This window comes from Bariatricus sp. HCP28S3_D3 (genome assembly GCF_052065755.1).
Taxonomy (GTDB): Bacteria; Bacillota; Clostridia; order Lachnospirales; family Lachnospiraceae; genus Allocoprococcus.
Genome location: NZ_JBQHTK010000044.1, coordinates 1 through 19,071 on the forward strand (window position 1 = coordinate 1; position 19,071 = coordinate 19,071).

General features: G+C 40.1%; 25 protein-coding genes and 2 pseudogenes. 24 read left to right on the forward strand and 3 right to left on the reverse strand.

Features of this window, described 5'->3' with window-relative positions:
* Nucleotides 1–197 precede the first annotated feature (197 nt).
* From ACTNB3_RS16395 to ACTNB3_RS16460, 14 genes are all read left to right on the forward strand, one after another.
* The gene (locus ACTNB3_RS16395) at nt 198–644 is read left to right on the forward strand and encodes a GNAT family N-acetyltransferase (RefSeq protein WP_441026927.1); all 447 of its coding nucleotides are present in this window, start codon (nt 198–200) and stop codon (nt 642–644) included.
* A gap of 82 nt (nt 645–726) precedes the next feature.
* Entirely contained in the window at nt 727–1,407 is a 681-nt protein-coding gene (locus ACTNB3_RS16400) for a DUF1905 domain-containing protein (protein WP_441026929.1), read from the forward strand.
* Between the two features lie 11 nt (nt 1,408–1,418).
* Nucleotides 1,419–1,691, forward strand: a complete 273-nt coding sequence (locus tag ACTNB3_RS16405; protein WP_320856187.1) for a hypothetical protein — start codon at nt 1,419–1,421, stop codon at nt 1,689–1,691.
* A 15-nt stretch (nt 1,692–1,706) separates the two neighbouring features.
* Nucleotides 1,707–2,057: a DUF2200 domain-containing protein gene (locus tag ACTNB3_RS16410; RefSeq protein ID WP_441026931.1), complete on the forward strand. Its 351-nt coding sequence runs from the start codon at nt 1,707–1,709 to the stop codon at nt 2,055–2,057.
* Nucleotides 2,058–2,244: 187 nt separating this feature from the next.
* On the forward strand, nt 2,245–2,514 hold the full coding sequence (locus ACTNB3_RS16415) for a hypothetical protein (RefSeq protein WP_320856189.1): 270 nt from the start codon (nt 2,245–2,247) through the stop codon (nt 2,512–2,514).
* A 24-nt stretch (nt 2,515–2,538) separates the two neighbouring features.
* Complete coding sequence (locus ACTNB3_RS16420; protein WP_320856188.1) at nt 2,539–2,946, forward strand: hypothetical protein; 408 nt, start codon at nt 2,539–2,541, stop codon at nt 2,944–2,946.
* A 234-nt stretch (nt 2,947–3,180) separates the two neighbouring features.
* Nucleotides 3,181–4,794 (forward strand): hypothetical protein, encoded by a 1,614-nt coding sequence (locus ACTNB3_RS16425; RefSeq protein WP_441026933.1) that lies wholly within the window; start codon nt 3,181–3,183, stop codon nt 4,792–4,794.
* A 2-nt stretch (nt 4,795–4,796) separates the two neighbouring features.
* Nucleotides 4,797–7,781: an ATP-binding protein gene (locus ACTNB3_RS16430; protein ID WP_441026935.1), complete on the forward strand. Its 2,985-nt coding sequence runs from the start codon at nt 4,797–4,799 to the stop codon at nt 7,779–7,781.
* Between the two features lie 2 nt (nt 7,782–7,783).
* Nucleotides 7,784–8,770 carry a hypothetical protein gene (locus ACTNB3_RS16435; RefSeq protein ID WP_441026937.1) on the forward strand — a complete coding sequence of 329 codons (987 nt, stop codon included), beginning with the start codon at nt 7,784–7,786 and terminating at the stop codon, nt 8,768–8,770.
* 14 nt (nt 8,771–8,784) lie between these two features.
* On the forward strand, nt 8,785–9,213 hold the full coding sequence (locus ACTNB3_RS16440; protein ID WP_441026939.1) for an SMI1/KNR4 family protein: 429 nt from the start codon (nt 8,785–8,787) through the stop codon (nt 9,211–9,213).
* 700 nt (nt 9,214–9,913) lie between these two features.
* Nucleotides 9,914–10,372, forward strand: a complete 459-nt coding sequence (locus tag ACTNB3_RS16445; protein WP_441026941.1) for a hypothetical protein — start codon at nt 9,914–9,916, stop codon at nt 10,370–10,372.
* Between the two features lie 16 nt (nt 10,373–10,388).
* On the forward strand, nt 10,389–10,784 hold the full coding sequence (locus ACTNB3_RS16450) for a single-stranded DNA-binding protein (RefSeq protein WP_441026943.1): 396 nt from the start codon (nt 10,389–10,391) through the stop codon (nt 10,782–10,784).
* A 12-nt stretch (nt 10,785–10,796) separates the two neighbouring features.
* Entirely contained in the window at nt 10,797–11,210 is a 414-nt protein-coding gene (locus ACTNB3_RS16455; protein ID WP_441026945.1) for a hypothetical protein, read from the forward strand.
* Between the two features lie 24 nt (nt 11,211–11,234).
* Nucleotides 11,235–11,486 (forward strand): hypothetical protein, encoded by a 252-nt coding sequence (locus tag ACTNB3_RS16460; RefSeq protein WP_441026947.1) that lies wholly within the window; start codon nt 11,235–11,237, stop codon nt 11,484–11,486.
* A gap of 69 nt (nt 11,487–11,555) precedes the next feature.
* On the opposite strand, the gene ACTNB3_RS16465 is transcribed toward ACTNB3_RS16460, so the two are convergent.
* On the reverse strand, nt 11,556–11,993 hold the full coding sequence (locus ACTNB3_RS16465) for a MerR family transcriptional regulator (RefSeq protein WP_441026949.1): 438 nt from the start codon (nt 11,991–11,993) through the stop codon (nt 11,556–11,558).
* 313 nt (nt 11,994–12,306) lie between these two features.
* Between ACTNB3_RS16465 and ACTNB3_RS16470 the strand changes: the two genes are divergently transcribed.
* The 6 genes from ACTNB3_RS16470 to ACTNB3_RS16495 are packed head-to-tail and all read left to right on the forward strand — an operon-like array spanning nt 12,307 to nt 15,703.
* Nucleotides 12,307–13,305 carry an alpha/beta hydrolase gene (locus tag ACTNB3_RS16470; protein ID WP_441026951.1) on the forward strand — a complete coding sequence of 333 codons (999 nt, stop codon included), beginning with the start codon at nt 12,307–12,309 and terminating at the stop codon, nt 13,303–13,305.
* A gap of 1 nt (nt 13,306) precedes the next feature.
* Complete coding sequence (locus ACTNB3_RS16475) at nt 13,307–13,849, forward strand: flavodoxin family protein (protein ID WP_441026953.1); 543 nt, start codon at nt 13,307–13,309, stop codon at nt 13,847–13,849.
* 27 nt (nt 13,850–13,876) lie between these two features.
* Complete coding sequence (locus ACTNB3_RS16480) at nt 13,877–14,644, forward strand: carboxymuconolactone decarboxylase family protein (RefSeq protein ID WP_441026955.1); 768 nt, start codon at nt 13,877–13,879, stop codon at nt 14,642–14,644.
* A gap of 30 nt (nt 14,645–14,674) precedes the next feature.
* Entirely contained in the window at nt 14,675–14,908 is a 234-nt protein-coding gene (locus tag ACTNB3_RS16485; protein WP_441026957.1) for a hypothetical protein, read from the forward strand.
* Nucleotides 14,909–14,917: 9 nt separating this feature from the next.
* Nucleotides 14,918–15,388: a flavodoxin gene (locus ACTNB3_RS16490; protein WP_441026959.1), complete on the forward strand. Its 471-nt coding sequence runs from the start codon at nt 14,918–14,920 to the stop codon at nt 15,386–15,388.
* 15 nt (nt 15,389–15,403) lie between these two features.
* Nucleotides 15,404–15,703 (forward strand): hypothetical protein, encoded by a 300-nt coding sequence (locus ACTNB3_RS16495; protein ID WP_441026961.1) that lies wholly within the window; start codon nt 15,404–15,406, stop codon nt 15,701–15,703.
* A 22-nt stretch (nt 15,704–15,725) separates the two neighbouring features.
* Here the strand turns inward: ACTNB3_RS16495 and ACTNB3_RS16500 are convergent, their stop codons facing one another.
* On the reverse strand, nt 15,726–16,211 hold the full coding sequence (locus ACTNB3_RS16500; protein WP_441026969.1) for a plasmid mobilization protein: 486 nt from the start codon (nt 16,209–16,211) through the stop codon (nt 15,726–15,728).
* A gap of 332 nt (nt 16,212–16,543) precedes the next feature.
* On the opposite strand from ACTNB3_RS16500, the gene ACTNB3_RS16505 reads away from it, so the two are divergent.
* From ACTNB3_RS16505 to ACTNB3_RS16520, 4 genes and pseudogenes are all read left to right on the forward strand, one after another.
* On the forward strand, nt 16,544–16,888 hold the full coding sequence (locus ACTNB3_RS16505) for an HIRAN domain-containing protein (protein ID WP_441026963.1): 345 nt from the start codon (nt 16,544–16,546) through the stop codon (nt 16,886–16,888).
* Nucleotides 16,881–17,072: pseudogene (locus ACTNB3_RS16510) on the forward strand (single-stranded DNA-binding protein); the annotation flags it as partial. The gene ACTNB3_RS16505 and the pseudogene ACTNB3_RS16510, both read left to right, overlap by 8 nt.
* Nucleotides 17,073–17,164: 92 nt before the next feature.
* Entirely contained in the window at nt 17,165–17,416 is a 252-nt protein-coding gene (locus ACTNB3_RS16515) for a hypothetical protein (RefSeq protein ID WP_441026965.1), read from the forward strand.
* Between the two features lie 354 nt (nt 17,417–17,770).
* Nucleotides 17,771–18,649, forward strand: a complete 879-nt coding sequence (locus ACTNB3_RS16520; RefSeq protein ID WP_441026967.1) for a DUF6414 family protein — start codon at nt 17,771–17,773, stop codon at nt 18,647–18,649.
* A 311-nt stretch (nt 18,650–18,960) separates the two neighbouring features.
* Here the strand turns inward: ACTNB3_RS16520 and ACTNB3_RS16525 are convergent.
* Nucleotides 18,961–19,071, reverse strand: a pseudogene (locus tag ACTNB3_RS16525) (transposase); the annotation flags it as partial.

The following is a 19,071-nucleotide window of genomic DNA, read 5'->3' on the forward strand; positions in this document are numbered from 1 at the left end:
ATAACACGTTGAAAACTTATTGATCAGCTGAAGCGGAAACGCGTTCAGTTACATCCGGAAAGACTGATCAGCTCTTAGCGGAATGCGTGGTCAGATGAGCCGGAATTTGCAATAATGGATTTATATAACAAAATCGGAGAATAAAACCTATGGAATTTAGACTGGGAACAATGAATGATTTATAGAATATATGCAGCTTGGTAGCGGCGGCAATCGAAACGATGGAAGAACAGGGAATTCACCAATGGGATAAGGTGTATCCGACAAGGGAGGATTTTGCCAATGATATTGCCAACGGTACTCTATACACAGTAACGGAGGAGAGTCGACTGATTGCAATTTATACGATAAGCACAGAATATGATCCGGAGTATTTAAATGCAGAGTGGGAGTGTAATGGGGAAACGGCCTGCATCATACATTGCCTGTGTGTTTCACCGGAAGTTCAGAACAGAGGAATAGGAAAAATCGTATTAAATCATATAGAAAATCAACTTCAGAATATAGGGTTTGAATCTGTGCGTCTGGATGTGTTTTCGGAGAATCCGTATGCAATCAGCCTGTATAAAAAAAGCGGATACAAAAGGTGTGGATATGCAAATTGGCGAAAAGGGCGATTCTGGCTGATGGAGAAGAAGTTGTAGGAAATAGAAAACTTCTGGTTTTTAGAACTCGAGAGATCGGAATTTGCGGAGAATAATAATCACAGAATGAGAGGCAAAAAATATGGAATTAAAATTTTGTTCAAAAATTCTTCAAAATGAGAATATGGATGCCGCCTATGTAGAGGTTCCTTACGATATCAAAGAGCTTTTTGGAAAAGGACGTTTGTTGGTAAATGCTACATTTGACGGTATTCCGTATCGTGGGCAAGTGGTAAAAATGGGAACTCCGTGTTACATCATCGGCGTTACAAAACAGATACGCAAGCAGATTGGTAAGAGCTTTGGTGATATGGTTGAAGTGGTTCTTCATGAAAGAGACAGTGAGAAAAGCCCAATGTGGCAATGTCCCAAATGTGGCAGAGAGTTTAAGAAAAAAGACCAAAGTCATTACTGCGGTGAAAAGCCAAAGACAATTGATGAATATATCCTGAGCCAGGATGAGGACAAACAGGAAGATCTGAGCTATATCCGTCAAATTCTTCGCAGTGCATTACCGGAAGCGGAAGAACGCATTTCATGGAGTATGCCGACCTACTGGAAAGGTCATAACATTGTTCATTTTGTTGCTTCGAAGAAACACATCGGATTGTATCCGGGCCCTGCAGCAGTCGAAGAATTTGCTGAAGCATTGAAAGGGTATAAGACGGATAAAGGAACGATTCGTATTCCGTACGGCAAGGTCGATGCAGAGTTGATAAAAAGAATTGTCTTGTGGTGCTACGAAACCGGAAACCATGAATGAGGAGGAATATCATGAAGCAGATAGAAGAGATCATACGAAATACAACCGAAGAAGAACAGGAAAAGGTGGACTGGACCAAGGCCTGGAGTACAAAGTATCCTGTGCTTGCCACTTATCAGAAAGAAGTGGATATTCCGAAGTATGCTGCTGAGATCCGTCGCATGTTCACGGAACTGCAGGAAGATTACAATTATTCAGAACAAGATGCCATGCTGGTTCTGAAGGATATCCTGGCTCATGAGTACATGGATAACCGACCGAAGAAAAACAAAAAACACAAGTAATGGAGAAAAAGAATCATGGAGAATGAAAAGGTATTTGCCATGTCCTTTTCCAAGGTATATGGCCTTCTGATAGCAAAAGCGGAGCGTAAAGGACGTACCAGAGCAGAAGTTGAAGAAGCCACCTCCTGGCTTACCGGGTACACCGCGCAGCAGATTGATGAGCTCATGGATAGTGAGATTTCCTATGGCGATTTCTTCCGACAGGCTCCGGCAATGAATCCGAACCGGGAGAAGATTACCGACGTTGTATGTGGCGTTCGAGTCGAAAATGTTGAGAATCCGCTGATGCGTGATATTCGGTATCTCGATAAGCTGGTGGATGAACTTGCCAGAGGCAAGACAATGGAGAAAATATTGAGGGAATAGAATGCGTTAATCCGATGGGATATACAATGGAGGAACTGAAAGAACTTCATTAATGGTACTAGGGAGTGATGTAAATGGAGTATGGCTCACAAAGTCAGTACCGGTACAGTATTTGAAGAAACTTAAATAAACAGAAGAAAAAGGTTAGTCTTTCTTCCCGCTACAAATCATTTTGGAGGTAAACGGCATGGACAGATTTATTCCACTCAACAAGAAATCGAAGAAAGCCCAGAAAGAGTACTATGCAAAGAAGCGAAATACTTGGGGAGAACTTAATCCTATGACGCGCACGATGCCAAATGGTAAAGGCTATAACCGTAAAAAATTGAAACAAGAAGATCGAAAGAACGGCAGTTTTTCTCAAGATAATAGAGAGACTGCCGTTTTTGGTTGTGAGGATTTTTGTACTTCCATTTGTAGTAGAATGATAGTATCAAAACAAAATCAGATAGATTAAAAACAGATTGGAAGGATAATTAATATGAGCAGAGGAATCGGTGGATATATGAACCTTATAGCTGCGGATGATACCATGCTCATTTACAGTTATTGTTGTTATAACGTAAATAATGATGACTGGCGAGAAATGCAAAAAATGGAAGATGGCGAAATATTCATCGATAGAGCTGCGTTGGTTGAACCAGAAATTCATCGGAAAATGAAAAGGATGCCTAGTGGAAGGAAGAAACTGATTGAGAAGAGAGTGCCAAGAGATTATTCTTTTTCAGACATGTTGGGAGCCGGACAAATCACTATTAAAAATGCAAGTGGAACCTGGATGAAGAGTCCAGATGGCATTGATCTGATGGCATGCAAGATGCTTTATAAATTCTTTAGAGAATATCAGGAAACAGGTGTTATTCAGGAACATATAGAATATTTTTGTTAAGTGATGGATTGGAGAAAGAAAAAGATGAGTTCAAAATGAAGCATAAACATAGAAGTATAGACGTTAATATTCTTTATTTCTATACAGTGTAGGACTGTGGTGATATAATAAAGTTGTCTTTTAGATAAGCTGGCAGTCATGATTGGCAGTCGGTTTTCTCTATATATTGAGTAATAAGAATATGTGAGAGATTTTTTTCACATTATTAAATAAAGAGTATGGGGAGGGATTTCGATGATTAGCGCAGAACTGAATCATAATCCGTATTTACTTAGTACAGCGGTAAAGTTTAATGGACAGGATCCCAAAATTAATAGTCAAATTGAAAAATATGAAAAGTTACCTTTAAAAGATTGGGTTCATCTTGTGCCGGAAATCTTTTACAACGAGATGAATGGCTATGATTTCAACTTATATTTTATTGGTACTAAGCCAGACTATGAAGATGTCAAGAGGGCCTTTGCGGCAAGAGGGATTAGTGAAGAAAATGTTAGGATATCTCATAAGAATGAGATTGAAGATGCTGATACTAAGAGTAAAGAAGTTGATGCATTAGTTTCATGGTTAAAGAATACGCCGAACCGCAAGTTTGATTTTGAAGATTTTTGGCAAAAAACATCAGAAATTTTTGAAGGATCATATCCATATGTCATGATTAGAGGTTCTGTTCCATCAGATACTGGATTACTAATGTCTTTTGAGAGAGTAGAAAATGCAATAGAACTTAAAAATACAGATTTAACAAGTACGCCAATTGTATTTTATATCGATGAAGAAACCAAACCGGAATTTCGCAGAGATTTAGACATTATTCTGAAGAGGAAGGATGTTAGAAAAGAACAACTATTCTTTATGATTAGTCCGATGATGGATCGGGCTCAGGTTACAAGAGTTATCTGTGATTTGGGAGTAGAAAAACCGCAGGTGATTAATAACTATAAAGATGATTCAGTAATGATGTTTATTAGAAACTACCCTATTACGGAATTTATCAGAAGTGCTATTCAAATATTTAGAGATGAAATTGAAAAAATATCAGATGTTTTAGCAATTGAAAACAAAGAGAGTGAAATTACTAACGCTGAAATCCATAAAGAAATCGATGCATTGGAATCTTCTTTGAATTCTCTCAAGGAAGCCGATGAATACTTTGTGCAGCGAGATAATTTTGAAGTTCCATATTCCTTTATGGAAATTACGCAGATACTTATTGAACAGATTTCAAAGTGGAAAAACAGAAAAACAAAAATCACTGGAGATAGTGAAATTGAAACAGCCGCTCATGATTATATCTACTTAGTTCAGAATGGAATCGACCGTTTCCTTTCATCGGTTGAGACAACGTATAAGGAAACAGCAGAAAAGATTGACAGAGAATTTTCTGAAGTATATGCAACTCCGGGAATAGATAAGGAATATTCTCCAACTAATAATATTCTTCCGAAACTTCCGGCAATGACCATCCCTGAAATCAATGCGAAATTACTGGACTTAATAACATATGAAGAATCAAAAAATGATTTCTTTGGTTTCTTTAAAAAACCGAATGATACGAGTGAACCTGTTATGGTTGCTACTTGTTATTTAGAACAGTGGAGAAGTACCGTTCAAAATATTATTAAGCCTGTATTAGATCAACACATTAATCAGTGTATTCAGAATCTGTCAGAGTATTATGATTTTATGGCTGAGTCCTATCACCAGCATTTATCGCAGTTGATTGACGAGAAGACAAAAGATAAGGAAATAGTATCGGCTCAATTATCTGATGAGGAAAGAAAACTTCAGGAAGATAATGACTGGTTATCTCAATTTAGAGAACAGCTGCAGACGATAGAGAGGGATTAGTTATGGAGACTGGAATAATTAGTATGCCTATAAATGAAATAGATTTGAAAGACATGCCATTGTCTACCAGATTAAGTGTAATTGATGATGGTATTAGAAAAAAATATCTTGCTCGTTTATCAGAAATGCAGATAGCACCGATTAAGAATCTTCAGCCTTTAGAGGATGATTTAATTAGTAATATTAGACTGTATCATGTGAAGGAAATGGTTTACCAGAAAGGTGAATCAGTAACGGATAAGTTCACAACCGTATTTAATACGTTGGCAACATATAACGCATCTGTATTTATTCTTATTGATTCTGATGGAAAGACTGCAAATTACTATTTAGGTGTTCGAAATAATGAGCCTGATGAATCAGCAAAAAAAAGATCAACCGTAACATTAGGCGATACATTAAAACAGACATTAATTGGTCATTTTCCTGGTGTTAAGATTGAAAACGAGGACAGAAAGAAAATCGCGGAACTGTCTAAGAAAATTTCCAGCGCAAAAAACGTAGCCGCTGTTAGTGTTGTCGGAAATATTAAATCAGATAAGAATATGGCCAATGAGCAGTTCGTTCAGGGACTTGAAAAGCTGTCTTTGGCCATGAGTGGTCGAGCATATACAGGATTGATTATTGCAGATAATCAAATGCCTCAGAATATTCAGGGATTAAGGGCATTTTATCAAGACCTATATAGTAAGCTTTCTCCATATCAAAAGGTTCAGATTTCAGACAATATTTCTACATCCACCTCAAGAGCGAAGTCATTATTTGAAGTAGATACAAAAAAGAAAGCTGCAATGGGCGTGAGTGCTGCATTATCTATGGCTGGAGTAATAGGCGGCTCAGTTGTTGGTGGACCGGTAGGAGGTATGATCGGTGGACAAATAGGTGGTCAGTTTAATGGATTGATCAATTCATTGGCACCGAATGAACAAATAACTACGGGAAGTTCAACAACAACATCCTCATCATACGAGAATAAGGCTGTTACAGATATGATGGCTTTATTAGATCAGTTATTGAAGAAAACAAATGAGTATGACAGTTATGGAATGTGGAATGTTGCAGGCTATTTCGTATCTGATGATATGTCAACAGCTGAGATTGCAGCAAGTAACTATCGCTCACTTATGAATGGTGAAAATACAGGCCATGAAGTATCTGCTGTGAATTCTTGGAGAATCAATAATGACGTATATTTGTTAGAGGATTTCAATACCCTTACAACATATCTCTCAAGATATGCACATCCACAATTTGTATATTATAATGATGCAACTGTATCTGCAGCAACAGCGGTAAGTGGAAAAGAACTTGGTCTTCATCTGGGTCTTCCGAGATCCTCTGTGCCAGGATTACCAGTGATTGAACATGCAGAATTTGGAAAAGAAGTAACTACTTATCAACTGTTTCCTCAGAATGTGTCATTGCGTCCTGAAGATCGTATGACACTTGGTAAGGTGTTTGATCTGGGACAGATTACAAACAAAGTAGTTGAACTTGATAATAAGAGTCTGAATATGCACACGTTTATTACCGGATCGACTGGTTCAGGTAAGAGTAATACAGTATATCAGATGCTTAGCGAGATGCATCAGGACAGAATACCTTTCTTGGTAGTTGAGCCTGCTAAAGGTGAATATAAAGATGTTTTTGGAAACTGGGACGACGTAAGAGTTTATTCAACAAACCCTAAGGTGGCTGAATTAATTAATCTGAACCCATTTAAATTTCCGGATTCCATCCACGTTCTGGAGCATGCTGATGGACTTGTAGAAATCTTCAGTGTTTGTTGGCCAATGTATGATGCAATGCCGGCATTCTTGAAAGATGCAATCTTGAAATCTTATGAAATAGTAGGATGGGATCTTGGTTCATCAACTTTTGAAGGTGATGAAGTGGAATATCCGGATTTTGAAATTCTGGCAGAGCAGTTGGAACGCCTGATTGATGATACAGAATATTCTGCAGAGGTAAAAGGAAATTATACTGGTGCATTGGTTACAAGAGTGAAATCTCTCACTGTAGGACTGAATAAGTTTATCTTTACAACACAGCAGACGCCATACGAATATCTGTTTGATCAGAATTGTATCTTAGATATTAGCCGCGTGAAGTCCGGTGAGACAAAAGCGTTGATCATGGGTCTTATGGTTTATATCCTTAATGAATACAGAGTGGATCAAAAGACATCTAACAACAGCGGTCTTAAGCATGTGACTGTACTGGAAGAAGCTCATAATCTGTTAAAGAATACTGCAAGTGGCGGAGAATCAGAGCTTGTTGGAAAATCAGTTGAAATGCTTACTCAGACCATTGCAGAAATCAGAACTTATGGAGAAGGATTTATTATCGTAGATCAGTCACCGTCATCTGTAGATATTGCTGCAATTAAAAATACCAATACAAAGATCGTGCTTCGAACACCAGAAGCAAACGACCGTGAAGCAGTAGGTCGTTCTATGGGGTTAACACCAAATCAGGTAAATGAAATCGCAAAACTGCCAAGCGGAGTTGCAGTCGTATATCAGAATAACTGGGTTAATCCAGTATTGACAATGATAGATAAGGCTAATGTCACAGAAAAAGCATATGTTAATGATGCTCCGATTATGATTAAGAGTATTAGAGAATCAAGGACGAACATCATTCTGGCAATTATGGAGCCATGGTTGCCGGGAGATATGATTGAATTCTCGGAATTAGCGCGATCAATTAATAGCTTGGAAGTATCCAGATCAAACAGAAAGTTATTATCAGTCATGGCATGCACGTATAGAAATCATAATGGACATATGATATGGAATGAAAATTCACTTGCATTGTTAAAACAATTATTGTTTGATATCTTGGGCATTTCACAAAAAACTATAGAGAATGCTATTAAAGCTGGAAATCCTGACTTATTGAGAAGAGAAGTAATGCTGAAAACAATCAACCTTACATATGAGCAAGTAGAGGAAATTTGTCATATCTTGACGATGGAGGTTTAGCTATGGATTTTAATTTAGGAAAAACATTTGATTCCATAGTAGATGGAACAAAAGAAGTAGCAGAGGTTACTCATGAAAAGACTAGTGCGTTTCACGAAGCATATGTATCGAAGGTGTTGCCTGATTGTGGAAAATATGGAGATGTAGCAAAATTCGTGGCTGAAATGGCGCCTGGTGTTACAGAATATAATGCAATCGTAGACGGTGACTGGACGAGCTTTGCCATTGCAGCGGGAATTGATATTGGAGCAATTGCGATTGGAGCATTTACTGCTGGTGCAGGATATGCTGCTGTTAAAGGTGGAAGTACAGTTGCAAAAACTGGTGCCAAAGTTGCAGCAAAAGAAGTTGCAGAAGCAGGTGCCAAGAAAGTTGTAAAAGAAGTGGCTGGGGAAGGCGCAGAGAAACTTGCAAAGGAAGCTGCAGAAGCAGGTACCAAAAAGGTTGTAAAAGAAACAGCTGAAGGTGGAGCCAAAAAAGTAGTTAAAGAAGTTGCTGAAGATGGTACAAAAAAACTCGCTAAAGAAGTTACGGAAGAAGGAACTAAAAAGGTTACCAAAGAAGTTGGCGAGAAGATGAGCAAGGAGCTGGTTCCAGAATATCTTCATGAAGTGGAATCAATTACTAAAAGAGAAATAAAACCTGCTCAAATGGAAAAACTTCAAAAAGCATTAAAAGAACAGGACTTTGTAAAGTTAGATCCTGATAAAGTGAAGTTACATAGAAAACTGTTTGATAATGCAAAAGATAAACTAATTGATGAGTGGGAAAAGAATACTGGGGACAAATGGCCTGTATATGCAAAGGATATTTTAAATGATGCAGGTGAAGTAATACGAACAGCTGGTCAACGATTTGATGCTCATCATTTAATAGAATCAAGTTTTGGTGGACCGAATGCATGGTGGAATTTACATCCTGCAGCATTCCCGTCAGAACATCAGGCAGGTATTCATGCTATTAACAGTTTGGCTAATAAAATCTTTTAGGGTAGGTGATTGAAATGTTTGAAATTATAAAAAACAACCCGAGACATAAGTTTTATCCTGTGAAACCTGAAGCAATACAAAAGGCCGAATCTAACATGGGAATAATAATTCCTAAGGTATTAACACAATTCTATTTAAGTGTTGGTTATGGATTTCTGGAAACTAGAAATTACAATATCAACAGAATTATGGGCCCCAATAGTGTAGAAGAATTTTATTTAGGAATAGGGCAATTTCAGGATTCAGAAGAAGTAGAAGTGTTTAATAACTACATAAGGGATAAATTAATATTCTTTGAAGTTCATGAGTCTTTATATTTGTCGATGGGAATAACTAAGTTAAATAAAGGCAAAATCTATTATTATGATGAGATGATTGCCGATGATCTGAATGACTTCCTTGAAAGATATCTTGAAAATGAAAGATATTTTTTGACAGATTAAAATTGAATAATTGAAAACGTAGTATGGCTCTACCGGCTTGAACCCCCGGTAGGGCTATTTTTTTTACCCTTCTTTCGGCCACATTCCTGGCCATTTCACATAAAAATCAAAATTTCAAAGATTATTTTCAAATCTGCCTAAACTTTTTCCAACTTTTTTGTATTTAGAAGCTGAGAAGGCTACAGATCAATATTTCGAATCGGATAGCCGCTCAGCACTTTGACAACTGAATGAGCTTGCCAGTCCGCCGGAGTCCTGCCAGATAGGATTCCGGATAAGTCTAAGGACAATCGGTCCGAGGATGAACAGAAACAGAGGTTTGCATTTAAGCATTGCTACGGCGATGGCTTTCTGAGCAAAGCGGCGAACTAATAATGAGACTCCCGAATGATGTCGGCCAGGAGAAGTGAGGATTCTGGAGACCATACATGATATGGCTGAGGCTGCCTGCGATGGCGCTAACGGACTGGGTGTTCCCTGAGATGGGATACACGCGTAAACAAGACAAACGAGCACTGTACGAAATTACAATTTGCCCCGGTGCATTCCGGGGTAACTGACAATAGAAGTCGTGTGGCAGAGGAGTATACAACAAGCAGTCATTTGCTTATGTGCAAGCATAACGCATCTGTCTGCTCATTGTATTTGACTGTAAGTAGTAACTTTTCTGCCACATTCTTGTGTTGCCAGGAAAAATAAAGTGGCAATCAGAAAGGGGATTACACATATGAGACCTTGTTTGAAAGCAAGAGATATTAATAAGGATATCAAAGGACAGTTGCCGGTGATTGATGAGGTTACGTTCAGGGAGCATTTTTGTGCGGAGTGTCCGTACTATGCAGGAAGAATCGACAAGAAGGCCCGTTGCATGCAGCGGCATTGTGCCTGGGATGATGAGAATGAAATTTTCTCTCCGGTTCTTAAGAGTATGGTACCGATCATTGAAGCGGAATTTAAGAAGGCGGAGGAGAAATATCACGCAGCAAAACATCGTAGAGATGTGATTCATAAGATGTTTGCGGACGAGCTTCTTCATGATCAAAAGAAAAAGGATCCTTGTTACAGATGTGCCTATAACAGCCATGCTCCTTGCATTGGATTTTGTTATAAACAGATGACATCTAATCCGGTAGATCCGGCTGATGTAGAAATGATTTAAGGAAGGAGGAGCTACAATGAATGTGATTACACTTGTGGGAAGACTTACAAGAGATCCCAGCTACAGTGAAGTCCAGAATGAGAAGGGAACACACCATATCGTTTCTTTTTATCTGGCAGTGCCTAGAAATTATGGCAAGGAAGTGAACTACATCAAGGTAACAGCATTTGGAGGTCAGACCGAATTCGCAAATAAGTATTTCAGAAAAGGAAAGAGAGTTGCGGTAACCGGTGAGCTGATGACCGGCAGTTATAAAGATGAAGAAACCGGCAAGACCATGAGAACTGCAGAAGTGACTGCAAATCGACTGGAGTTTGCCGATGGAAAAGACAATGGTCCAGATCCTGCACCGGATGGCGAAGGTTTTATGAATATTCCGGACGGCATGGATGATGAGTTGCCATTTCGATAGGAGGGATCACCGATGAATCAGGTAGACAAAGAGCTCTTGATCAGCAAGGGATTCATGAATGAACAGGAACGAGTCAATGATGTTGAGATTCAGGTCTCAGCATTGATGGAAGCGACAGTGTTTGCCGGGTCTATCCTAGATAACAACCTGGATCTATCAAAGCTAATGGCTGTTTCTTTATATATCGAAGAACTGGCCAGTAAGAAGAATTATCTGCACATCCACCTTTATGTGCAGCAATGTTTTGGAGATAGCAGATCCGGAGGAGAGCTGGATGGTTTTTTTGTTGCCTCTCTTCACGAAGAAGTTTTGAAAGGATATGCTCTGTACTTCACTTTGTATCTTCGAAAGATTGTGAGTGAAATCAATTCATGCCAGATTACAGGAGAAGAAAAAAGAAATTGCCAAAAAGCCGGGAAAAGATAGTCTGCAGAGAGGAGTTGAGTTAGCATGATGAGACTTACAGAAGAACAGAAAATGATTTTGAACTGTTATGAGGGTGGCAAGACAAAAGTCATCCGCGAAATGCACAGATCCATGGAGGAACTGGGAAGCACAGGTGAAGATCCGGAGATGTTGGAACTTCTTGAAAATCTGATGGAACAGCTTGAAATCTGTACGAATAAGGAGTTTTTCCAGATGAAAAAGGAGCATCAGCTTGATTCGGAGGAAGAGGAGTCGGAGACGCCGCCTGAGATGTAAAGTGACAATTTTGCCCACTGGAGGACTGTTTATACAGCAGGTCTTTCAGTGGGCTTTTTTCGTTGCTGGTTATTCATGTGAAATATCGTAAAGCTCCTGAATCTCTTCCGGGAGTTTGTCCGGCAGCATGGCATTGATGCCATCTTCATTGCCGTCTTTTATCGCAGTCTCGTAGTACCAGCATTTAAATTTCAGCAGAGCAAGGGTTCTCTCCAGGGCTTTGATCTCGTCTTCCACGGCAGCTTTTCTGGTCTCGAACATCTCTTTTCTCTTCCCATAGCTGGAAGGGCCTTCCATAACCCACCGGAAGAACTGCTTGATATCCTTGATCTCAAGACCGGAGCGTTTGAGGCACTCAATCACGCGGATAGCCTCCAGTTCATCGTCGCTGAAGTAACGGATATTGCCCTTTCTCATCAGATTAGGGAAGAATCCTTCCTTGTCATAATATCTTAAAGTCGAAATAGGGAGATTGTACATCTCCGAAACCTGACCAATCGTGTACATGATGCACCTTCCTTCAAAAAAAGTTCTTGACCTAAAGTTAGGTTTAGGTTGTATGATAAGATCATTATAAGATATATTCCAGTAATATTCAACATTTCAGAAGGAGTCCCCCGCTTCAAGCGCGCAGAGCGCTAAGCGGTGGGTAATTAACCAATTTCAGTAGCGGGTGACAATCCCCTTCTGAAATGTTGAGCCTCCGGCGGATTGCAGAGATGCGCATTTGAAATTTGTCATGCTAATGCATGACGCGCATCTCGCAGCAAGAACGCCGAGGCGTTCTTGAAGAAAAATGACCGCAAGGAGGATAAAAATAATGATGAAGACAGAAGAACTTAAGTTGGTTGCTGAATGGGATAAGACATTTCCAAAAAGCGACAAGGTAGATCACAAGAAGGTGACATTCATTAACCGTTACGGAATTACCCTGGCAGCTGATATGTATACACCAAAGAATGCAGAAGGCGAGCTTCCAGCAATCGCAGTTTCCGGACCTTTTGGCGCCGTAAAGGAGCAGTGTTCAGGACTCTATGCCCAGACTATGGCTGAGAGAGGATACCTGACAATAGCATTTGATCCTTCCTTTACAGGTGAGAGCGGCGGCCAGCCAAGATATATGGCATCTCCTGATATCAACACCGAGGATTTCATGGCTGCAGTAGATTTCTTATCTAGTCAGGAAAATGTTGATGCAGATCAAATCGGTATCATTGGTATCTGTGGATGGGGCGGCATGGCTCTTAATACAGCAGCTCTTGACACCAGAATCAAAGCTACTGTTGTTTCTACCATGTACGACATGACAAGAGTCAATGCCAACGGATATTTCGATTCAGAAGCCAGCGAGGAGGTACGATTTGCAAAGAAGCAGGCTATGAATGCCCTCAGAACAGAGGAATACAAAAAGGGTGAATACTCAAGAGCCGGCGGATGTCTTCCACTTCCGGTACCGGAAGATGCTCCATTCTATGTAAAGGATTACAGCGAATACTACAAGGGAAGATGCTACCATGCGAGAAGCCTTAACTCTAATGAAGGCTGGAATAGTCTTGGCTGCCAGTCCTTTATGAATCAGCCTATTCTTACATACAGCAATGAGATCAGAAGTGCCGTATTGATTATGCACGGCGATAAGGCGCACAGCTATTACTTTGGCAAGGATGCTTATGAAGCAATGATCAAGGACAGCAAATATACAGAGAACAAAGAACTTCTCACCATCCCGGGGGCAGTGCATACAGATCTGTATGACAACCTGAAAGTCATTCCATTTGACAAGATGCAGCAGTTCTTAAAGGGAAACGGGGTAGGTTAAGATGGCAAAGAAAGTACTTATTATTTCGACAAGCCTTCGTGGCGGCAGTAATTCCGACATTCTTGCAAAGGAATGTGAAAAGGGAGCAAAAGAGGCCGGACACGAGGTAGAATACATTTCCCTGAAGGGAAAGGACATTAGGTTTTGTATCGGATGTTTGACCTGTCAGACAAAAGGCAGCTGCGTACTTACAGATGATGTGGCAGAGATCATGGAAAAGGTTCTGGCTGCCGAGGTTATCGTCTATGCAACTCCAATCTACTATTATGAGATGAGCGGACAGATGAAGACGCTTCTGGACAGAATGAACCCGATGTATCCGATGGATTATGCTTTCCGCGATATCTATATGATCGCAACGGCCGCAGAGGAAGAGGAAAGCGCATTTGAAAAAGCCTACAACGGTCTTCAAGGCTGGGTGGACTGCTTTGAAAAGGCCAAGCTCAAGGGTCTCGTAACGGGTGGCGGCATCGGTGATGCGAATGACGCTTCGAATCATGAAGAGATCATGAAGAGGGCCTATGAGCTAGGAAAGGCTCTGTAAAAATGAGAAAAATAGGGGATAGATATTATGAAGAAGATAGTACAGACAGCAGGCAGAGCTGCTCTCGGTGAATTCGCGCCGGAGTTTGCTCATTATAATGACGATGTTCTCTTTGGAGAGAACTGGAATAATCAGGATATCGATGTAAAGACAAGAAGCATTATCACTGTAGTTGCATTGATGTCCTCAGGCATTACGGATTCTTCTCTGAAATATCATCTGCAGAATGCGAAAGCCCATGGTGTGACCCAGAAGGAAATCGCAGCAGTGATCACGCATGTGGCATTCTATGCAGGATGGCCAAAGGGCTGGGCCGTATTCAACCTGGCAAAAGAAGTTTGGGAGAATGGCGAAGGTGATCTTCCTTACGAAGACGAAGCTATGAGAGCACATGCAAAGGAAATGGTATTCCCGATCGGAGCACCAAATGATGGATTTACACAATATTTTACTGGTAAAAGCTTTCTTGCACCTATATCAACAAGTCAGGTTGGAATCTTTAATGTAACTTTTGAGCCGGGGTGCAGAAATAACTGGCACATTCATCATGCAACAGAAGGCGGCGGACAGATCCTTGTCTGTGTGGCAGGCCGTGGTTACTATCAGGAATGGGACAAGGATGCAGTAGAAATGAAGCCGGGAGACTGCATCAATATTCCGGTAGGCGTAAAGCACTGGCATGGAGCTGCACCGGATTCCTGGTTCAGCCATCTGGCAATTGAAGTGCCTGGCAAGGATGGCTCCAATGAGTGGCTGGAAGTGGTAGATGATGAGCAATATGGCAATCTCGATTAATGATAGAGGCGGGATTGCAGAGATGCGCAGATGTATTGTGTCATGCAAAGCATGACGCGCACCTCGCAGCAAGTACGCCGAGGCGTACTTGAATATAAAGGGACTGGGTCCGCAGCAAAACAATTTGCAAGGGAAATGACAGAAAGCGGAACGGTGGATGCTATCAGAAAATTACGAGAAAAGTATAATCTTCATATGAAGGTTGAGCGTTATGTATCAGAGGATGGCATATCGGATTCGGACAAGAAATTCATAAAGGAATAGGTGACAATTATGGCAAAAACATTAGTAGCATATTTCAGTGCCAGTGGCGTAACAAAGAAGAGTGCGGAAAAACTGGCCGCAGCTGCAAAAGCAGATATCTATGAGATCAAGCCTGCAGTTCCATATACCAAGGCTGATCTTAATTGGATGGACAAAAAATCAAGAAGTAGTGTAGAGATGGGCGACAAGTCCTTCCGACCAGAAATCGTAAAAGATGGTTTAGTGCTGACTCAGTATGACACTGTACTGATCGGATTCCCAATCTGGTGGTATGTGGCTCCAACCATCATCAATACCTTCCTTGAAAGCTATGACTTCTCTGATAAGAAGATTGTACTCTTTGCAACATCTGGTGGAAGTGGTTTTGGAAACACAGTAGCAGAGCTGAAACCATCCGCTCCTGGAGCAGAAATCGTAGAAGGAAAGCTTCTGAATCGTGCGACAGATAAAGATATCGATGCCCTGATCAAGATGCTGTAAGGGAGACGACTCCGGATGAAAGAGTTATGGGCAGTTCTCCTTTGCTTTGTACTTCTCTTTGCTATGACTGCGTGCGGAAACAGTGCTCCGGCTGCAAGCTCAGGGAAGCAGGATGCAGAGAATGAAGGAATCGTTCTCGTATTGAAAGATCCTGACATCGGCGCTGGCTGCAGGGAAGCCAATCATCTGTCCGAGATATTTGATTCGTGTTCCAATAGTGATCATGATAATACATCCTCCTGTGTTCTTTGTGATGGCTCTTCCTCCAGTTTCATCTGTTGTCGCTATAGCTTGTCGGCAGACGGAAGTTTGTGAATGCCAAGCGCAGTCAGTTCTTTTAAAGTGACATCATGTAGCTGATACTCTGCCTGATGCTTCTTGCGATAGAGTGCTTTGTCCGGAGCATCTTTCTCGGTACGAACCATATCACGACATGCACGATAAACTTCACAGTGTTTCTTAATAATCTTTTGATTCTGAAGTTCCTTTTGAGTTTGCTGAATTTTTTCATTTCTTCCGGGGTAACAGCACCAGTGGAATTTGCAAGTTTTGCCAGCTGGTTCACGTTCACACCGATCTTGTGCATCTCATAAAACTGTTTCTCAAGGTAAGCCGTATCTGTGTTTACGATGATTCCATCAATAGTCATCTTGCGAAGATAGGCTCCCATATTTGCTGTTTTGGACAGGAGAATTTTCTTACGAATCATCTTTTTCTCTTCAGCGGTTACAAAAAACTGAATTGGGATATCTCTGGTTCTGTTAGCTATGTAAATCTCCATTCTGAGGATAGAGCTTTCAACCTCGATTACGCTGTGCTTCATCTCGGTCACGGCTGTCGCCGCATGAAGACATCCCGACTTTTAAATACAAAAATGTCCGGAGAAGTTTAGATGCATTTTTGAGCCTGCTCTGAAAAAATGTTCGGATAGGGGAGATTTGGGCACAAAACCCGCCCGGAGAGCATTTGGCTGTCGGGATTTTTGCACAGCTATTTGTTGTAAACTGGTAGCATCAGAAAAGGAATCAAGGAGGACGGCAAATGAAGGGATATGTTACAAGCAACGGATACATGGGATACGTAGATGGCAAGTACATTTTATTTGCTAGCGATAAAGAATATTATGAATTCATGGAAGACTAAGGAGGAAGGGCAATGAGTAAAATTTATTTCACATTGACAGGAACCAAATATTATCACGGCAATGAATTCCTGAAGCCGGGAATGAAACTGAAACTTAAGAAGGAACCGGATAACAATTTCGATAAAGAGGCCATTGTTGTAAAGATGGAAGGACTCGGCGAGATCGGACATGTGGCAAATAGCGCACACACCGTTATCGGTGAGAGCATGAGTGCCGGACGCATCTATGACAAGATCGGTGACACTGCAAAGGCCAAGGTTGTCCTGGTAACACCACATGGAACGATCTGCAGTATCAGTAAGAAGAGTCTGATTGATAACAAACATAAGAAGATTGAGGAAGCAGTCGATGAATAAAGTAATTCTCATGGGACGATTGACCAGAGATCCGGAAGTAAGGTATGGAGCCGGAGAGAATTCTACTGCAGTTGCAAGATATACTATCGCAGTTGATCGCAGATTCAAAAGAGACGGTGAGCAGAGTGCAGACTTCATCGGCTGTGTTGCCTTCGGGCGTAACGCAGAATTTGCAGAGCATCATCAGCACCTTCGGATGCAAATGGATTCATGAACATTCCAGATGGCATCGATGATGAATTGCCATTTTCATAAAGAGATTTGGGAGGATAAATTATGTTTGGATTTGATAAGATGTTTGATTTTAACCGGGATGGACGTTTGGATGCATTCGAGAGAGCTGCTCAGTTTCAGTTTATGGATGAAATGCTAAAGAGCGGAGAATCAGATTCGTTCGATGATGATGACGAGCAAGATATCTTTGCTGAGGCAGGGATTGATTACGATGAGTTAGAGTTTATGGATCCGGAAGAAAGAAGGGAAGTGCTGGAAGACGCAGGACTGGATCCAGATGAGTTTGATTTTTAGCAGATCATAGGAGACGTTAGTTTATTTGCACCTGACACCTTATGGTTTAGATTATTATCCAATATGCATATCTTTTTGCAAATCTCTCTATGTATGATATAATCAGTATCAATAGCTTTATATTTGAAAAGATTCGTTTTTATTGTGTCAGGCACCTAAAGTCTACCACGAAAAAGTATCGAAATGACATACCGAGATTTCTGAAGTACATAAAAGAGTCAGATTTTGCAGTCGGACCGGATTATAAAGAAACCTGGGAATATATTACAGAGGAACTTCATTCGCTGGAAAGGCATACGAATTTAGGAGCGTGTTTTGAGATAAGTGAAAATGGAGATTTATTGGAGGAAAAAGATGAATAAACATAGTTTAGAAATTCCTTTATATTTAAATCAAAAAATTGTATTTGATTTATTAGCATCAATAAATGATGGATTTACTCAGGTGACAAAGTTAAAAACTGCCGCTACTACTGGAGGGAATATTGACGGAACTATAGAAGCCGATTTGGGAAATAAGAATATATTTACCTTGCTTGGAGTAAAGCTAAAAGGTAAAGCTGATGTGGGATACAGTAAAGAGCAAAATAAGGAGCAAGAACAAGAAAAAATACATACTCCATCATCATTATTTAATAATCTCAAATCACAATTATTTAAAGAAAAACTGGTAAAACGCATTGATAAAAACATAGATAATATTCAACCGGGAGAGTTTGTTGAAATATCTGGAATATTAAAAATTAATCCGTTAATAACGATGATGGAAAATATGACAAGAGTATTGGAACTTGCATCAGTTATGCAAAACGATGGCACTGGTAAAAAAGCAAAGCAAAAGAATTTGGAAGATAAAAAAACAATCCTGCAAATGGAAGCATTTTCTAAAAGTCTTAAGGCAAACGGAATGGTGGATATGATTTGTGATACAGAAGGTGAAAACGGTTTCAAAGCTGTATTACCGGTATATATGGATTATTTTTTTAATGGAAATAGTGGGGAAATAGTAGATGGAAAATTCAAGGTATTAGGAAAGATTGCTAAGGTATGCGAACAAAATGAAAAAATTGATTTGCTTAGAAATACAAGTTTAAGTATTTTTAAAGAAAGTTTACTTGGAGAAATGTTATCAGGATTTAATGCGGATAGTAATCAAGATATGAATCTGGGAGAATTGGAAACAACCGTGCAAGGTCCTGCACTATTGATCATTCCTATTGCAATATATTTGTAGAAGTAAGAAATATTATTTTGTATTCTCATAAAGAGTTCTAACAAAAGTCCGGCTAATAAATGTCAATAGTGAAATGAAAAAAATTGATTTATTTTTCTGGCTAAAAAAGGGCGCACTAACCCCTTGATGAAAATATCATTTTTAAAAGATATTGATTCGTTGGATTTTCAGTATTTATGCAGCTATGTCGCATTTAGCAGCATTGTGCCCGGCAGAGGTGCCTGACACAGTAAAACACACTTTATTTATTCTTTATCTCATATTAATAATATTGCTACTCTTTTTATTGTGTCAGGCACCTAAAGTCCATAAAGGAAATCAACAACTCCGGTGCAGGAATATTGAGTTCCATCACGCAGCTGGATTTTAATCAGATCTCCCGTTCGCCCATCATAACAGACAAGAGGATGATATCCGTTGCT

Excerpts from the sequence above, each read along its gene's own strand:
- ACTNB3_RS16400 (WP_441026929.1), top strand. The coding sequence starts at position 727 with ATGGAATTAAAATTTTGTTCAAAAATTCTTCAAAATGAGAATATGGAT.
- ACTNB3_RS16405 (WP_320856187.1), top strand. The coding sequence starts at position 1,419 with ATGAAGCAGATAGAAGAGATCATACGAAATACAACCGAAGAAGAACAG.
- ACTNB3_RS16410 (WP_441026931.1), top strand. The coding sequence starts at position 1,707 with ATGGAGAATGAAAAGGTATTTGCCATGTCCTTTTCCAAGGTATATGGC.
- ACTNB3_RS16415 (WP_320856189.1), top strand. The coding sequence starts at position 2,245 with ATGGACAGATTTATTCCACTCAACAAGAAATCGAAGAAAGCCCAGAAA.
- ACTNB3_RS16420 (WP_320856188.1), top strand. The coding sequence starts at position 2,539 with ATGAGCAGAGGAATCGGTGGATATATGAACCTTATAGCTGCGGATGAT.
- ACTNB3_RS16425 (WP_441026933.1), top strand. The coding sequence starts at position 3,181 with ATGATTAGCGCAGAACTGAATCATAATCCGTATTTACTTAGTACAGCG.
- ACTNB3_RS16430 (WP_441026935.1), top strand. The coding sequence starts at position 4,797 with ATGGAGACTGGAATAATTAGTATGCCTATAAATGAAATAGATTTGAAA.
- ACTNB3_RS16435 (WP_441026937.1), top strand. The coding sequence starts at position 7,784 with ATGGATTTTAATTTAGGAAAAACATTTGATTCCATAGTAGATGGAACA.
- ACTNB3_RS16440 (WP_441026939.1), top strand. The coding sequence starts at position 8,785 with ATGTTTGAAATTATAAAAAACAACCCGAGACATAAGTTTTATCCTGTG.
- ACTNB3_RS16450 (WP_441026943.1), top strand. The coding sequence starts at position 10,389 with ATGAATGTGATTACACTTGTGGGAAGACTTACAAGAGATCCCAGCTAC.
- ACTNB3_RS16455 (WP_441026945.1), top strand. The coding sequence starts at position 10,797 with ATGAATCAGGTAGACAAAGAGCTCTTGATCAGCAAGGGATTCATGAAT.
- ACTNB3_RS16460 (WP_441026947.1), top strand. The coding sequence starts at position 11,235 with ATGATGAGACTTACAGAAGAACAGAAAATGATTTTGAACTGTTATGAG.
- ACTNB3_RS16465 (WP_441026949.1), bottom strand. The coding sequence starts at position 11,993 with ATGTACACGATTGGTCAGGTTTCGGAGATGTACAATCTCCCTATTTCG.
- ACTNB3_RS16470 (WP_441026951.1), top strand. The coding sequence starts at position 12,307 with ATGATGAAGACAGAAGAACTTAAGTTGGTTGCTGAATGGGATAAGACA.
- ACTNB3_RS16475 (WP_441026953.1), top strand. The coding sequence starts at position 13,307 with ATGGCAAAGAAAGTACTTATTATTTCGACAAGCCTTCGTGGCGGCAGT.
- ACTNB3_RS16480 (WP_441026955.1), top strand. The coding sequence starts at position 13,877 with ATGAAGAAGATAGTACAGACAGCAGGCAGAGCTGCTCTCGGTGAATTC.
- ACTNB3_RS16485 (WP_441026957.1), top strand. The coding sequence starts at position 14,675 with ATGTATTGTGTCATGCAAAGCATGACGCGCACCTCGCAGCAAGTACGC.
- ACTNB3_RS16490 (WP_441026959.1), top strand. The coding sequence starts at position 14,918 with ATGGCAAAAACATTAGTAGCATATTTCAGTGCCAGTGGCGTAACAAAG.
- ACTNB3_RS16495 (WP_441026961.1), top strand. The coding sequence starts at position 15,404 with ATGAAAGAGTTATGGGCAGTTCTCCTTTGCTTTGTACTTCTCTTTGCT.
- ACTNB3_RS16500 (WP_441026969.1), bottom strand. The coding sequence starts at position 16,211 with ATGAAGCACAGCGTAATCGAGGTTGAAAGCTCTATCCTCAGAATGGAG.
- ACTNB3_RS16505 (WP_441026963.1), top strand. The coding sequence starts at position 16,544 with ATGAGTAAAATTTATTTCACATTGACAGGAACCAAATATTATCACGGC.
- ACTNB3_RS16515 (WP_441026965.1), top strand. The coding sequence starts at position 17,165 with ATGTTTGGATTTGATAAGATGTTTGATTTTAACCGGGATGGACGTTTG.
- ACTNB3_RS16520 (WP_441026967.1), top strand. The coding sequence starts at position 17,771 with ATGAATAAACATAGTTTAGAAATTCCTTTATATTTAAATCAAAAAATT.